The sequence below is a fragment of the Stenotrophomonas sp. 109824_Sma genome (genome assembly GCF_056480025.1).
The window spans coordinates 657,399-670,595 of sequence record NZ_CM151078.1 but is presented as its reverse complement, the minus strand read 5'-3'; the positions used below and the strand labels follow the sequence as shown (position 1 = coordinate 670,595).

The 13,197-nt window shown below is 68.2% G+C and carries 11 protein-coding genes; 7 read left to right on the top strand and 4 right to left on the bottom strand.

All coding sequences use genetic code 11. From position 1 onward, the window contains the following. Positions 1-156 precede the first annotated feature (156 nt). A complete protein-coding gene (locus tag ACZK1G_RS03100) occupies positions 157-2,256 on the top strand; it encodes a glycosyl hydrolase family 18 protein (RefSeq protein ID WP_101764919.1) in 2,100 nt (699 codons plus the stop codon). 116 nt (positions 2,257-2,372) lie between these two features. On the opposite strand, the gene ACZK1G_RS03095 is transcribed toward ACZK1G_RS03100, so the two are convergent. Then, complete coding sequence (locus ACZK1G_RS03095; protein ID WP_049443101.1) at positions 2,373-3,155, bottom strand: thioredoxin fold domain-containing protein; 783 nt, start codon at positions 3,153-3,155, stop codon at positions 2,373-2,375. A gap of 100 nt (positions 3,156-3,255) precedes the next feature. Then, positions 3,256-4,233, bottom strand: coding sequence for a site-specific tyrosine recombinase XerD (gene xerD, locus ACZK1G_RS03090; RefSeq protein WP_049443100.1), 978 nt, complete (start codon positions 4,231-4,233; stop codon positions 3,256-3,258). A gap of 56 nt (positions 4,234-4,289) precedes the next feature. Between xerD and ACZK1G_RS03085 the strand changes: the two genes are divergently transcribed. After that, positions 4,290-4,781, top strand: coding sequence for an RDD family protein (locus ACZK1G_RS03085; protein ID WP_049443099.1), 492 nt, complete (start codon positions 4,290-4,292; stop codon positions 4,779-4,781). Positions 4,782-4,874: 93 nt separating this feature from the next. Here the strand turns inward: ACZK1G_RS03085 and lptG are convergent, their stop codons facing one another. Then, positions 4,875-5,981 carry an LPS export ABC transporter permease LptG gene (gene lptG, locus ACZK1G_RS03080; RefSeq protein ID WP_049443098.1) on the bottom strand — a complete coding sequence of 369 codons (1,107 nt, stop codon included), beginning with the start codon at positions 5,979-5,981 and terminating at the stop codon, positions 4,875-4,877. Then, entirely contained in the window at positions 5,978-7,060 is a 1,083-nt protein-coding gene (lptF, locus tag ACZK1G_RS03075; RefSeq protein ID WP_014035922.1) for an LPS export ABC transporter permease LptF, read from the bottom strand. Before lptF ends, lptG begins: the two co-directional genes overlap by 4 nt. Before the next feature lie 104 nt (positions 7,061-7,164). On the opposite strand from lptF, the gene ACZK1G_RS03070 reads away from it, so the two are divergent. The 5 genes from ACZK1G_RS03070 to ACZK1G_RS03050 all read left to right on the top strand — a co-directional run bounded on the left by ACZK1G_RS03070 (position 7,165) and on the right by ACZK1G_RS03050 (position 13,179). Next, complete coding sequence (locus tag ACZK1G_RS03070) at positions 7,165-8,643, top strand: leucyl aminopeptidase (protein ID WP_049443097.1); 1,479 nt, start codon at positions 7,165-7,167, stop codon at positions 8,641-8,643. An 82-nt stretch (positions 8,644-8,725) separates the two neighbouring features. Further along, positions 8,726-9,151 carry a DNA polymerase III subunit chi gene (locus tag ACZK1G_RS03065; RefSeq protein WP_005415211.1) on the top strand — a complete coding sequence of 142 codons (426 nt, stop codon included), beginning with the start codon at positions 8,726-8,728 and terminating at the stop codon, positions 9,149-9,151. Positions 9,152-9,170: 19 nt separating this feature from the next. Next, the gene (locus ACZK1G_RS03060; protein ID WP_049443096.1) at positions 9,171-9,362 is read left to right on the top strand and encodes a YqaE/Pmp3 family membrane protein; all 192 of its coding nucleotides are present in this window, start codon (positions 9,171-9,173) and stop codon (positions 9,360-9,362) included. Positions 9,363-9,395: 33 nt separating this feature from the next. After that, positions 9,396-12,224: a valine--tRNA ligase gene (locus tag ACZK1G_RS03055; protein ID WP_101764918.1), complete on the top strand. Its 2,829-nt coding sequence runs from the start codon at positions 9,396-9,398 to the stop codon at positions 12,222-12,224. A gap of 133 nt (positions 12,225-12,357) precedes the next feature. Next, positions 12,358-13,179, top strand: coding sequence for an EamA family transporter (locus tag ACZK1G_RS03050; RefSeq protein ID WP_049443094.1), 822 nt, complete (start codon positions 12,358-12,360; stop codon positions 13,177-13,179). The last annotated feature ends 18 nt before the right edge of the window (positions 13,180-13,197 follow it).

Sequence of the window (13,197 nt, the reverse complement as noted above, 5' to 3'; positions counted from 1 at the left end):
ATTGATGACAACGTTGTCCCCACCTGGCGCCGGACTCTCTCCCCGGCCTCCCAGGTACCCCGTCCGCCCCCTCCGTCGCCTTCCCGGGCGACGCCCGGACCTGCGTCACGCGCGGCGCCATCGGGGCCCGCGCGCCTTTTGATCGGAGACTTACCCATGTACGACCCGATTGTGCGCAGTGCCGAACGTGCGACCCGAAGCTGTCGTCCCCGCCGCCTGGCCTGGCTGCTTGCCCTGGCCGCCGGTACCGCCGCCCTGCCCGGCCTGGCGCAGGCCGCCAGCTGTGCCGGCGTGGCCCAGTGGGACCAGGCCAAGATCTACCGGGCCGGCGATACCCTGCAGAAAGGAGGCGTCCTCTATCGGGCGAACCAGGACATCTGGAACGCGCCGCCGGACCATCCGGCCGGTGCGCCCTACTACACCAACCTCGGTGCCTGCGATGGCAGCGGCAGCAACCAGCCGCCGGTGGTCAGCCTGACATCGCCGGCCAACGGCGCCACCTTCAGTGCCGGCAGCACGGTCAACGTGACCGCCACCGCCAGTGATCCGGACGGCAGCGTCGCCAAGGTCGAGTTCTTCCGCGACGGCAGCTCGCTGGGGGTGGCCACCAGCGCGCCGTATGCGGCCAGCTGGGCCAATGCCAGCGCCGGCAGCCACACCCTGCGTGCGGTCGCGACCGACAACAACAACGCCACCACCAGCACCCCAACCATCACCATCACCGTCAACGCCGCCGGTGGCGATACCACCGCGCCGAGCGTGCCGGGCGGGCTGGCGGTTGGTACCCGCACCGCCAACAGCATCGCGCTCAGCTGGAGCCCGTCCACCGACAACACCGGTGGCAGCGGCATGGCCGGCTATGACGTGTACCGCAACGGCAGCCTGGTGGGTTCGCCGTCCAGTGCCAGCTATGTGGATGGCGGGCTGACCGCGTCGACCACCTACCGCTACCGCGTACGTGCCCGCGACAACGCCGGCAATGCGTCGGCACAGGGCACCGAGATCAGCGCCACCACGCTGGCCGGTGACGGCGGCACCACCGGCAAGCGGGTCATCGGCTACTTCACCCAGTGGGGCATCTACGGCCGCAACTACCGGGTCAAGAACATCGACAGCAGCGGCTCGGCCGCACGCCTGACCCACATCAACTACGCGTTCGGCAACGTGCGCAACAACCGCTGCGAAGTGGGCATCACCCAGCCGTCGGATCCGAACAGCGGTGCCGGTGGCGATGCCTTCGCCGACTACACCAAGGCCTTCAGCGCCGCCGAGAGTGTCAGCGGCAGCGCCGATACCTGGGACCAGCCGCTGCGTGGCAACTGGAACCAGCTCAAGCAGCTCAAGGCCAAGTACCCGGGCATGAAGGTGCTGATCTCGCTGGGTGGCTGGACCTGGTCGCGTGGTTTCTCCAGCGCAGCGCGCCCGGAAAACCGCCAGGCCTTCGTCGCTTCGTGCATCGACGCCTACATCAAGGGCAACCTGCCGGTGACCGACGGTGCCGGTGGTGCCGGAGCCGCGCTGGGCGTGTTCGACGGCATCGACATCGACTGGGAGTACCCGGTGGCCTGCGGCATCGAATGCGGCAAGCCGGAAGACAACGCCAACTTCACCGCGCTGATGGCCGAGTTCCGCCGCCAGCTCGATGCGGTGCGTCCGGGCCTGTTGCTGACGGTGGCGGTGGGTGCCGGCATCGACAAGATCCGCGTCACCGATCCTGCCGCGTACCACCCGTACCTGGACTACATCAACGTGATGACCTACGACTTCCACGGCGCGTGGGATGCGAAGACCAATCACCAGTCGGCGCTGTTCGATTCGCCGAATGACCCGTCCACCGGCGACCAGAAGCTGTACAACAGCAACGACGCCATCGAGGCCTTCATCAGCCGTGGCGTGCCCGCCGCCAAGCTCAACCTGGGCATCGGCTACTACGGGCGTGGCTGGACCGGCGTGGCCAATGCCAACAACGGCCTGTACCAGACCGCAACCGGTGCCGCCCCGGGTACCTACGAGGCCGGCATCGAAGACTGGAAGGTGCTGAAGAACCTGGCGTGGCCGGGCTACACCGACAACACCGCCGGTGCCACCTGGATCTACAACGGCAGCACGCTGTGGAGCTTCGACACCCCGGCCAACATCACCCGCAAGATGGGTTACGTGAAGACCCAGGGCCTGGGCGGCGCGTTCGTCTGGGAGTTCAGCGGTGACGATGCGCAGGGCACGCTGACCAAGGCGGTCAGTGATGGCCTGAAGTAAGCAAAAAAGCCGGGGATGCGATACGCATCCCCGGCCTCGAATCTGTAGAGCCGAGCCATGCTCGGCTGCCTCATGCGGAACCGCAGTCGAGCATGGCTCGACGCTACAGTTCCGCGTCAGCGCTTCTCGGACAGCTTGTCCAGCGCCGCACGCAGCTGCGCCGGCGGCAGGTAACCGCCCAGCTGGGTGCCATCCGGCGCGAAGATCGCCGGCGTGCCATTCACGCCCAGCTGCTGGCCCAGCGCGTACTGCATCGCCACCGGGTTGGTGCAGTTCTTGGCCGGCACGCTGCCACCGCGCTTGGCGTTGGTCAGGGCCTGGCGACGATCCGCTGCACACCAGACCGAAATCATGTCGGTGTAGTCCTTGCTGCCCAGGCCCATGCGCGGGAACGCCAGGTACTCGACGGTGATGCCGTTGCGGTTGAGCTCGGCGATGTCCTGGTGCAGCTTGCGGCAGTAACCACACTCGATGTCGGTGAACACGCTGATGGTGTACTTGGCGTTCGGCGCGGCGAACACGATGCGATCGCCGTGGTTGGCCTTGGCCAGCAGGCCACGACGGTAACCGAGCAGGCCTTCACTGTTGGCCGGGCCCTTGGCGCGGGTGTCGTAGGGCTGCGACTGGAACAGGTAACGACCGTCATCGGACACGTACAGCAGCTGTCCGGAGACCACCACTTCGCGGAAGCCGGGGAACGGCGCGGCACCGATGTAATCCACCTGGAAACCCGGATTGAGCGCGGTCAGCGCGGCACGTACCGCCTGGTCGGCCGGCGCGTTGGCGGCCGGGCCGGCCTTGGCCGCAGCGGCAGGTGCCTTGGCGGCCGGCGGGGCCGGCTGGGCGCAGGCGGTCAGGCTGAGCGCACCGAACACGGCGGCGATGGCAAATCGGAGCATGGAGCGATCCGCAACAGAAGAAGATCCCGGATTCTGACACAGCCACCGGAACCGGGCCGCGACGCCCGGCACGGCCCCGGGCAGCGATTCAGCCCGGCGCTCAGCCGCGCGGATGGTGGCGGGCGTGCAGCTTCTGCAGATGCTCGCGCGCCACCAGGGTGTAGATCTGGGTGGTCGACAACGAACTGTGTCCGAGCAGCATCTGCAGCGCGCGCAGGTCGGCACCGCGGTTGAGCAGATGGGTGGCGAAGCTGTGGCGCAGGCCATGCGGGCTGATCCGCGCCGGGTCGATGCCGGCCACCTGCGCGTGGCGCTTGACCAGGTGCCAGAACGCCTGCCGGGTCAGCGCATGCAGCGTCGGCTCGATGAACAACGGCGTCTGCCCATCGGCCAGCGCGTGCACCTTGCCCTTGCCGACCAACAGCGGGCGCGACTGCTGCAGGTAACGCTCCAGCCAATGCTGCGATTCCTCGCCCAGCGGCACCAGCCGTTCCTTGCTGCCCTTGCCGGTAACCCGCAACACGCCCTGGCGCAGGTTCACTGCTGTCGCCGGCAACAGCACCAGCTCGCTCACACGCAGGCCGGCGGCATACATCAGTTCCAGCATGGCGCGATCGCGCAGGCCCAGCGGACTGTCGATGTCCGGTGCCGCCAGCAGCGCATCGATCTGGCTTTCGGCCAGCGCCTTGGGCAACAGCCGTGGCAGCTTCGGCGGGTCGAGCAGCGCACTGGGGTCTTCGCTGCGTTCGCCACGGCGCACGCCATCTGCAAAGAACGCCCGCAAGGCCGACAGCAGGCGCGCATTGCTGCGCGGCGACCAGCCATGCCGGGTGCGCCAGGCCAGATAGTCGAACAGCCCGGGACGTTCGATACCGGCCAGGCCACCGTCGCGTCCATCCATCCAGCGCGCCAGTCCTTCCAGGTCGCGCCGGTAGCTGTCGAGGGTGGCGCGGGCCAGGCCGTTCTCCGCCCAGATCGCATCGAGGAAGCGCTGGATGCGCATGCTGTCGTCGGCGCGCAGCTCGGGCAGTTGCTGGACCAGCTGGCGTCGTTCGGCGGGGGTGGAAACAAGGGCCATGCGTGCAGGATACGAGGGACACTGCGGGCACGGCCAGCTTTGCGTATGCTCGGCGCATGTCCCGCCCTGCCACCGACACGGCCCCTGCGGCCGCTACCGAAATGCCCCGCCCACGTGCCTTGTTGGCCTGGCGCGTGCTGGCGATGGTCTACGACGCACTGCCGGTGCTGGCGCTGTGGATGCTGGCCGGCACGCTGTTCACCCTCGCCTACACCTTCAGTGGCCACGCGCAGCGCGAGAACATCGCACCGTTCAGTGCCTGGCAGTGGCTGCTGTGGGCGGTGTGCTGGGGAATCACGGGGTGGTACGCCACGGCCAGCTGGCGCCGTGGCGGACAGACGCTGGGCATGCGTCCGTGGCGGCTGAAACTGCAATCGAGCGATGGCACGCCGCTGCGGCGCGGCCAGCTGTGGCTGCGCTACGCAGTGGGCACGCTGTCACTGCTGCTGGGCGGGCTGGGATTCTGGTGGGCCTGGGTCGACCGCGACCGCCTGACCTGGCATGACCGCGCCAGCGGCACCCGCGTGGTGCGCATGCCGAAGCGGTAAAGCGCTGTCTGTAGAGCCGAGCACGTGCTCGGCTGCTTTCCGCACTGTACGCGACAGCCGGGCACAGGCTCGGCTGCTCTACAACAACCAGAATCAGCCCGATTTGCGCCGGAACAGCAGGCCGGACACCGCCAGCATCACGATCGGCGGCAACGCATAGGCGATGCGGTAATCGAACTTCAGCGCACCGGCCATGCGGCCGAAGAACAACTGCAGCAGCCAGAAGCCCAGGGCGAACAGGATGCCCAGGAACAGGCGCTTGCCCATGCCGCCGCTGCGCAGCGACCCGAACGCGAACGGCACCGCCGCCAGGCACAGTGCCAGCACGTTCACCGGGTAGAACCAGCGGCTCCAGTACACATCCTCGAAATCGCGCGCATCCAGTCCGTTGCGCTGGCGGTAGGCAATGCTGGTGCTCAGCTCGGCCACGCTGAGGTTTCGCGGCTTGGCGATGCCGGTGGCCAGCGCCGCCGCATCCAGCTTCGAGTTCCACGGCTCGCGCGCCACTTCCTGGCGGGCCGCCGAGCGCTCGCCGAAGGTGTCGCGGCGCACCCCGGTCAGCACCCAGCCGTCCTTGTCGTGCTCGGCGGTGGCGGCATGGGTCAACGAGGCGATATTGCCGTCTTCGGCGATCCGGTACAGGCGCACGTCACGCAGGATCAGCCTTGTGCCCTTGTCGCCCACCAGCTGTTCCTCGCCGCTCTGGGCGTTGAGGAAGGTGTCGCCTTCGCGTGCCCACAGCCCCGAGTAACGGGTGGTGGCGATATCCCGCCCCCACTTGGCACTGGACTTCAGCGCATCGGCGCGGTCCTGGCCCCACGGGCCCAGTGTCTCGGCGCTGAGCACCATCACCGCGGTCAGCAGCGACAGCGCGATCGCCACCGACACGCTCAGGCGCTTGCGCGACAGGCCCAGCGCACGCAGTGCGGTCAGCTCCGAGGTCGCGGCCAGCTGGCCCAGGCCCATCAGTGCGCCGATCACCGCGGCGGTGGGGAACATCGTGTAGGCGCGGCGCGGCACCGTGTACAGCACCCACGCGGCGGCATGGCCCAGGGTGTAGCCGTTCTTGCCGATGTCCTTGAACTCGCCGGAGAAGGCCATCACCACGTCCAGGCCGACCAGCACCGCCCAGGTCAGCAGCACCGTGGTGAACACCGACTGGCCCAGGTACAGGTCGAAACGCATCGGGCGCAGCCTCATGCGCGGGCTCCCTTCGGGCGGCCCAGGCGGCCATCACGTGCATACATCCAGATCGACAGCGCCAGCAGCGGCAGGGTCAGCCACCACAGGCCCAGCGCAGGGGGGATCTTGCCGTTGGCGATCCAGCCGCTGCCGATGAACATCAGGTTGGTACCCACCATGTAGGCCATCAGGGCCAGCATCATGCGGCCGTAGCGCTGCTGGCGCGGCGAGCTGCGGCCCAGCGGCACGGTCAGCAGGGCAAAGGCCAGCGCGATCAGCGGCGGTGCCAGGCGGCGGTGCAGCTGCGCCTGCGCCTGCGGGCGCTCATCGCCGATCAGCTTCAGGGTCGGCATTAGTTCCGGGTCGTCCTCGGTGCGGGTCTGTGCGCCATCGGGCAGGGCCACGTCGTTGCGGGCAAAGGTCGCCAGGCGGTAATCCAGCGCGCCGGCCACCGGCCCTTCCACCTGGTGGCCGTCGTCCAGCTCCAGGAAGCGCTGGCGGGTGCCCTCGAAGTACATGCGGCCGCTGTTGGCCGACACCACTTCCAGGCGGTCGTCCTTCTGCCGCTGCAGGAACACCTTGCCCAGCTCGGTGCCGTCGGGCGAGATCGAGGACAGGTAGACCACGCCGCCATTGGGCAGCGGCGTGAACCGGCCCGGCTCCAGCCCGGCCATCAGCACGCTGCGGTTGGCCTCGATGATCATCTGCTCGGCCACCCGGCCGGCCCACGGGCCCAGCCACAGCGAGCAGGCGCCGACCAGCAGCACCACCGGCACCACCAGCATCAGCAGTGGCCGCAGCAGCCGCTTGGGCCCCACGCCGATGGCGGTGATGACCGCCATCTCCGAGTCGCGGTACAGCCGGGCCACGGCCAGCAGCAGGCCCAGCATCAGCGCCAGCGGCAGGATCAGCGGCAGGTAGGCGATGAACTGCAGGCCCAGCTGCGAGAACAGCAGCTTGGCCGGCAGGCGCCCGTCGGCGATGTTGCCGAGGATGTCCACCAGCACGCCGCCCACGCTGACCACCAGCAGGACGATCAGGGTAGCCAGGAAACTCTGGACGAAATCGCCCAGCAGGTATCGGTCGAGCTTCAGCATGGGGCGGTGGTTTAAACTCTGGGGTTCGTTCGCGGTGCCGCCCAGTCTACTGTCTGGGCGTAAACGGCCTGCGATTGTACGGACTCGCCAATGGAATCTGCTCAATGGCCCTCGAATTCACCCTGAACCACGTTGCTCCGGCCGCCGCCACCGTTGATTGCCTGGTGGTCGGCGCGTATGCCGACCATACCCTGACCCCGGCCGCGCAGGCCCTGGACGCCGCCAGTGGTGGCCGCCTGGCCGCCCTGGCCCAGCGCGGCGACCTGTCCGGCAAGACCGGCGCCACCACCCTGCTGCACGACCTGCCGGGCGTGACCGCCCCGCGCGTGCTGGTGGTCGGCCTCGGCGAAGCTGCCCGCTTCGGCGTGCCGCAGTACCTGAAGGCCGTCGGCGACGCCGTGCGCGCGCTGAAGGCCGGCGCCGCCCGCAGCGCGCTGCTCACCCTGTCCGAAGTGGCCATCAAGGACCGCGACGCGGCCTGGGCGATCCGCCAGGCGGTGATCGCCGCCGATCACGCTGCTTACCGCTACACCGCCACCCTGGGCAAGAAGAAGGCCGACGATGCCGGCCTGGCCCAGCTGGCCGTTGCCGGTGATGACGCCCAGGCGCTGGCCCAGGGCCAGGCCATCGCCGCCGGCGTCGAGTTCGCCCGCGAGCTGGGCAACCTGCCGCCGAACTACTGCACCCCGGCCTACCTGGCCGAAGTGGGCGTGAAGTTCGCCGGCGAACACGACGGTGCCGAGGCCGAAATCCTCGACGAGACCCAGATGGAAGCGCTGGGCATGGGCTCCCTGCTGGCCGTGGCCCGCGGTTCGGCCAACCGCCCACGCCTGGTCGTGCTGAAGTGGACCGGTGCTGGCGACGCCAAGCCGTACGTGCTGGTCGGCAAGGGCATCACCTTCGATACCGGTGGCGTCAACCTGAAGACCCAGGGCGGCATCGAGGAGATGAAATACGACATGTGCGGTGGCGCCAACGTCATCGGCACCTTCGTCGCTGCGGTCAAGGCCAAGCTGCCGCTGAACCTGGTGGTGGTGGTGCCGGCGGTGGAGAACGCCATCGACGGCAACGCCTACCGTCCGTCCGACGTGATCACCTCGATGTCGGGCAAGACCATCGAAGTCGGCAACACCGACGCCGAAGGCCGCCTGATCCTGTGCGACGCGCTGACCTACGCGCAGCGCTTCGAGCCGGCCGCGCTGGTCGACGTCGCCACCCTGACCGGCGCCTGCATGGTCGCCCTCGGCCACCAGACCGCCGGCCTGATGAGCAAGCACGACGACCTCGCCAACGAGCTGCTGGCCGCCGGCGAGCACGTGTTCGACCGCGCCTGGCGCCTGCCGCTGTGGGACGAATACCAGCCGATGCTGGATTCGACCTTCGCCGACGTCTACAACATCGGCGGCCGCTGGGCCGGTGCGATCACCGCCGGCTGCTTCCTGTCGCGCTTCGCCGAAGGCCAGCGCTGGGCCCACCTGGACATCGCCGGCGTCGCCAGCGATGAAGGCAAGCGTGGCATGGCCACCGGCCGTCCGGTCGGCCTGCTGAGCCAGTGGCTGCTGGACCAGGTCGCCCGCGCCTGATGCCGTACCCGACCCTGGCCGGCCTCCGCCGGCCAGGGCCTCGCCCGGCACTGCCGGGCCCCTGCCTGACCCGGACCCTGCCATGCCCCGCGCCGACTTCTACCTGATCGCCAAGCCCCGCTTCCTGACCGAGCCGTTGCGCCTGGTCTGCGAACTGGCGCGCAAGGCCAACGACGCCGGGCTGTTCACCCTGGTGCTGGCCCGTGACCAGGCCCAGGCCGAGGAACTGGACGAGCTGCTGTGGGCGTTCGACAACGATGCCTACATCCCGCACCAGATCGCCGGGGAAGACATGGACGAGGAAGAGGCCCTGGTACTGATCGCGGTACCCGGCACCGAGGCACCGGCGCGTCCGCTGGTGATCAACCTGCGCGACGAGCCCTGGCTGGGCCAGTGCGAGCGCGTGCTGGAAGTGGTTCCGGCCGATCCGGAAGCGCGCGAACCGCTGCGCGAGCGCTGGCGCCAGTACAAGGCCGCCGGGTACGACCTCAACAAGCACGACATGTAAGCCCAGCGAGGACCCCTTGATGCGCCTGCTGATCGCCCTGATTCTTCCCTGGCTGTCCTTCTTCACCATTGGCCGACCGCTGGCCGGCACCGTCTGCCTGATCCTGCAGATCACCCTGATCGGCTGGCTGCCCGCCGCCATCTGGGCCGCCTACGCGGTCAGCCAGTACCACACCGACCAGAAGATCCGGCGCGCCCTCGGGTCGCGCTGATCTCCCTTCCGCCTTGATTACCGGTTCCCCCGCATGACCCAACTCGCCTCCAGCTACGACCCGAAGTCCTTCGAGACCGACCTCTACGAGGCCTGGGAGAAGGCCGGCCACTTCAAGCCGTCCGGCACGGGCGAGCCGTACACCATCCTGCTGCCGCCGCCGAACGTGACCGGCACCCTGCACATGGGCCACGCCTTCCAGCAGACCCTGATGGACGCGCTGGTGCGCTACCACCGCATGCGCGGCTACGACACGCTGTGGCAGGTCGGTACCGACCATGCCGGCATCGCCACCGAAATGGTGGTCAGCCGCAATCTGGCGCTGGAAGGCAAGGGCGAGACCCGCGATTCGCTGGGCCGCGAAGGCTTCATCGGCAAGGTCTGGGAGTGGAAGCAGCAGTCCGGCGACACCATTGAACGCCAGATGCGCCGCCTTGGCACTTCCGCCGACTGGTCGCGCAGCACCTTCACCATGGACCCGCAGCCGTCGGCAGCGGTCAACGAAGCCTTCGTGCGCTGGTACGAGCAGGGTCTGATCTACCGCGGCCAGCGCCTGGTCAACTGGGACCCGGTGCTGAAGACCGCCATTTCCGACCTGGAAGTGGAGAGCGCCGAGGAAGACGGCTTCCTGTGGTCGATCGCCTACACGCTGGATGACGGCCTGAGCTACGAGCACGTCGAGCGCGATGCCGACGGCGTGGAAACCCTGCGCGAAACCCGCGACTACCTGGTTGTCGCCACCACCCGTCCGGAAACCCTGCTGGGCGATACCGCGGTGATGGTGCACCCGGAAGACGAGCGCTACGCGCACCTGATCGGCAAGAGCGTGGTGCTGCCGCTGACCGGCCGCCGCGTGCCGGTGATCGCCGATGACTACGTGGACCGTGCGTTCGGCACCGGCGTGGTCAAGGTCACCCCGGCGCACGATTTCAACGACTACGAAGTCGGCGTGCGCCACAGCCTGCCGATGATCAACCTGTTCACCCCGGTGGCGGCGCTGAATGAAAACGCGCCGGAACGCTTCCAGGGCCTGGACCGCTATGCCGCGCGCAAGGCCGTGCTGGCCGAGCTGGAAGACCTGGGCATCCTGGTCGAGACCAGGGCGCACAAGCTGCAGGTCCCGCGCGGCGACCGTACCGGCCAGGTGATCGAGCCGTACCTGACCGACCAGTGGTTCGTGAAAATGGACGACCTGGCCAAGCGTGGCCTGGAACTGGTCGAGGACGGAAGCATTTCCTTCGTGCCGCCGAACTGGATCAACACCTACCGCCACTGGATGAACAACATCCAGGACTGGTGCATCAGCCGCCAGCTGTGGTGGGGCCATCGCATTCCGGCATGGTTCGATGCCGCCACCGGCAGCTGCTACGTCGGTCGCAGCGAAGAGGAAGTGCGGGCAAAGAACAACCTGGGCAGCGACGTGGTGCTGAACCAGGAAAGCGACGTGCTGGAGACCTGGTTCTCCTCGCAGCTGTGGCCGTTCTCCACCCTGGGCTGGCCGAACGAGCAGGCCATGGCCGAGCGCGGCTTCGACCGTTACCTGCCGTCGTCGGTGCTGATCACCGGCTTCGACATCATCTTCTTCTGGGTGGCGCGCATGATCATGGCCACCGACAACCTGGTCGGGAAGATCCCGTTCAAGGACGTCTACTTCACCGGCCTGATCCGCGACGGCCAGGGCCAGAAGATGTCCAAGAGCAAGGGCAACGTGCTCGACCCGCTGGACATCATCGACGGCATCACCATCGACGACCTGGTCGCCAAGCGCACCGGCGGCCTGATGCAACCGAAGATGGTGGAGAAGATCGAGAAGGCCACCCGCAAGGAATTCCCGGACGGCATTGCTGCCCACGGTGCCGATGCGCTGCGCTTCACCATCGCCGCGCTGGCGACCCACGGCCGCGACATCAAGTTCGACATGAACCGCGCCGAGGGCTACAAGAACTTCTGCAACAAGCTGTGGAACGCCAGCCGCTTCGCGCTGATGAACACCGAGGGTGCTGCGTTCACCGGCGTGCCGACCCCGCGCACCGATGCCGAACGCTGGATCCTGGCGCGCCTGGCCGCGGTGTCCACCGAGGCGCAGGGCCACTACGCCAACTACCGTTTCGACCTGCTGGCGCAGTGCCTGTACGAGTTCGCCTGGAACGAGTTCTGCGACTGGTTCCTGGAACTGAGCAAGCCGGCACTGAACGGTGCCGACGCCGCCGACGCCGAAAGCACCCGCCACACCCTGCTGTACGTGCTGGAAGCGCTGCTGCGCCTGCTGCACCCGCTCACCCCGTTCATCACCGAACAGCTGTGGCAGCAGCTGGCCCCGCGCCTGGGCCTGGCCGAAACCACGCTGTCGCTGCGCCCGTACCCGACCGCCGCCGAGTTCGAAGGCGATTTCGCCCAGGCCGAGGCCGACGTGGAATGGCTGAAGGCGGTGATCAGTGCGGTGCGTCGCGTGCGCAGCGAACTGAACGTCGCCCCGTCCAAGCAGGTGCCGCTGCGCCTGCAGGCCGGGCTGGAGCAGGATCGCGTGCGCATCGAACGTTTCAGCGCCTCGCTGTCGTTCCTGCTCAAGCTTGACAGCGTCCAGTGGCTGGCCGAGGGCGAAAGCGCACCGCCGGCCGCCGCCGCGATCGTGGGCGAGCTGAAGCTGCTGGTGCCGCTGGAAGGCCTGGTCGATCTCGATGCCGAGCGCGCGCGCCTGGACAAGGAGATCAAGCGCGTGGAAGGCGAGCAGGAAAAGAGCGAAGCCAAGCTGGCCAAGTTCACCGACAAGGTGCCGCCGGCGGTGGTCGAGCAGGAGCGCGTTCGCCTGGTCGACTGGAACACGCAGCTGGCCGGCCTGCGCGAGCAGCGCGCGAAGCTGTAACGCCGCGCTCTGGTGCGTGCCAACCAAGGTTGGCACCTGCCACGGCGGGAGAGGTTGGCACCCACCGAAGCGGAATCGGAAACGCCGGGCGATGCCCGGCGTTTCCATTTGCCCCGCATGGCATCATCGGCGGATGCCGCTTTCCATCTTCCTGCTTGTCCTCGCTGCCGCGGCGCTGCATGCCAGCTGGAATGCGATCGTCAAGCGCGGGCCGGACAAGTTCCTCGGTACCGTGCTGGTGACCGGCAGTGCCGCGCTGCTGTCGGCCGCTGCCCTCCCCTTCCTGCCCTTCCCGGCTGCGCACAGCTGGCCCTGGCTGGGCGCGTCGGTGCTGTTGCAGGTGACCTATTACGGGCTGGTCGCACGCTGTTACCAGCAGGTCGACATGAGCCTGGCCTACCCGCTGATGCGTGGCAGCGCGCCGATCCTGGTCGCGCTGGCGGGCACCGTGCTCGGTGAGCCATTGCCCGCCGCAGCGTGGCTGGGTGTGGTGCTGGTGAGCACCGGCATCCTGTGCATGGCACTGGGTGCACGCGGCGGCCAGCTGCGCCTGCCGCTGCTGACCGCGGCGATGATCGCCACCTACACACTGGTCGATGCGCAGGGTGCGCGGCAGTCAGGCAGCGCGCTCAGCTACACGCTGTGGCTGTTCCTGCTGTCGGGCATTCCGCTGCCGCTGTGGGCGTTGTACACGCGCGGCGGCGCGGTGCTGGACTATGCGCGGCAGCATTGGCCACTGGGCCTGGCCGGTGGCGTCGGCACCACGGCCTCCTATGCGATGGCGTTGTGGGCGATGACCCAGGCACCGGTGGCGATGGTCTCGGCGCTGCGCGAATCGTCAATCCTGTTCGCGCTGCTGATCTCGGTGTTCCTGCTGCGCGAACGCATACCACGCGCGCGCTGGCTGGCAGCGTCGCTCATCGTGGGCGGCGTGCTTGCACTGCGGATGGCGTGAGGAAAGCGTGCCAACCAA

Excerpts from the sequence above, each read along its gene's own strand:
- ACZK1G_RS03055 (WP_101764918.1), top strand. The coding sequence starts at position 9,396 with ATGACCCAACTCGCCTCCAGCTACGACCCGAAGTCCTTCGAGACCGAC.
- xerD (WP_049443100.1), bottom strand. The coding sequence starts at position 4,233 with ATGGCCCTTGTTTCCACCCCCGCCGAACGACGCCAGCTGGTCCAGCAA.
- ACZK1G_RS03065 (WP_005415211.1), top strand. The coding sequence starts at position 8,726 with ATGCCCCGCGCCGACTTCTACCTGATCGCCAAGCCCCGCTTCCTGACC.
- lptF (WP_014035922.1), bottom strand. The coding sequence starts at position 7,060 with ATGCTGAAGCTCGACCGATACCTGCTGGGCGATTTCGTCCAGAGTTTC.
- ACZK1G_RS03070 (WP_049443097.1), top strand. The coding sequence starts at position 7,165 with ATGGCCCTCGAATTCACCCTGAACCACGTTGCTCCGGCCGCCGCCACC.
- ACZK1G_RS03085 (WP_049443099.1), top strand. The coding sequence starts at position 4,290 with ATGTCCCGCCCTGCCACCGACACGGCCCCTGCGGCCGCTACCGAAATG.
- ACZK1G_RS03095 (WP_049443101.1), bottom strand. The coding sequence starts at position 3,155 with ATGCTCCGATTTGCCATCGCCGCCGTGTTCGGTGCGCTCAGCCTGACC.
- ACZK1G_RS03050 (WP_049443094.1), top strand. The coding sequence starts at position 12,358 with ATGCCGCTTTCCATCTTCCTGCTTGTCCTCGCTGCCGCGGCGCTGCAT.
- lptG (WP_049443098.1), bottom strand. The coding sequence starts at position 5,981 with ATGAGGCTGCGCCCGATGCGTTTCGACCTGTACCTGGGCCAGTCGGTG.
- ACZK1G_RS03060 (WP_049443096.1), top strand. The coding sequence starts at position 9,171 with ATGCGCCTGCTGATCGCCCTGATTCTTCCCTGGCTGTCCTTCTTCACC.
- ACZK1G_RS03100 (WP_101764919.1), top strand. The coding sequence starts at position 157 with ATGTACGACCCGATTGTGCGCAGTGCCGAACGTGCGACCCGAAGCTGT.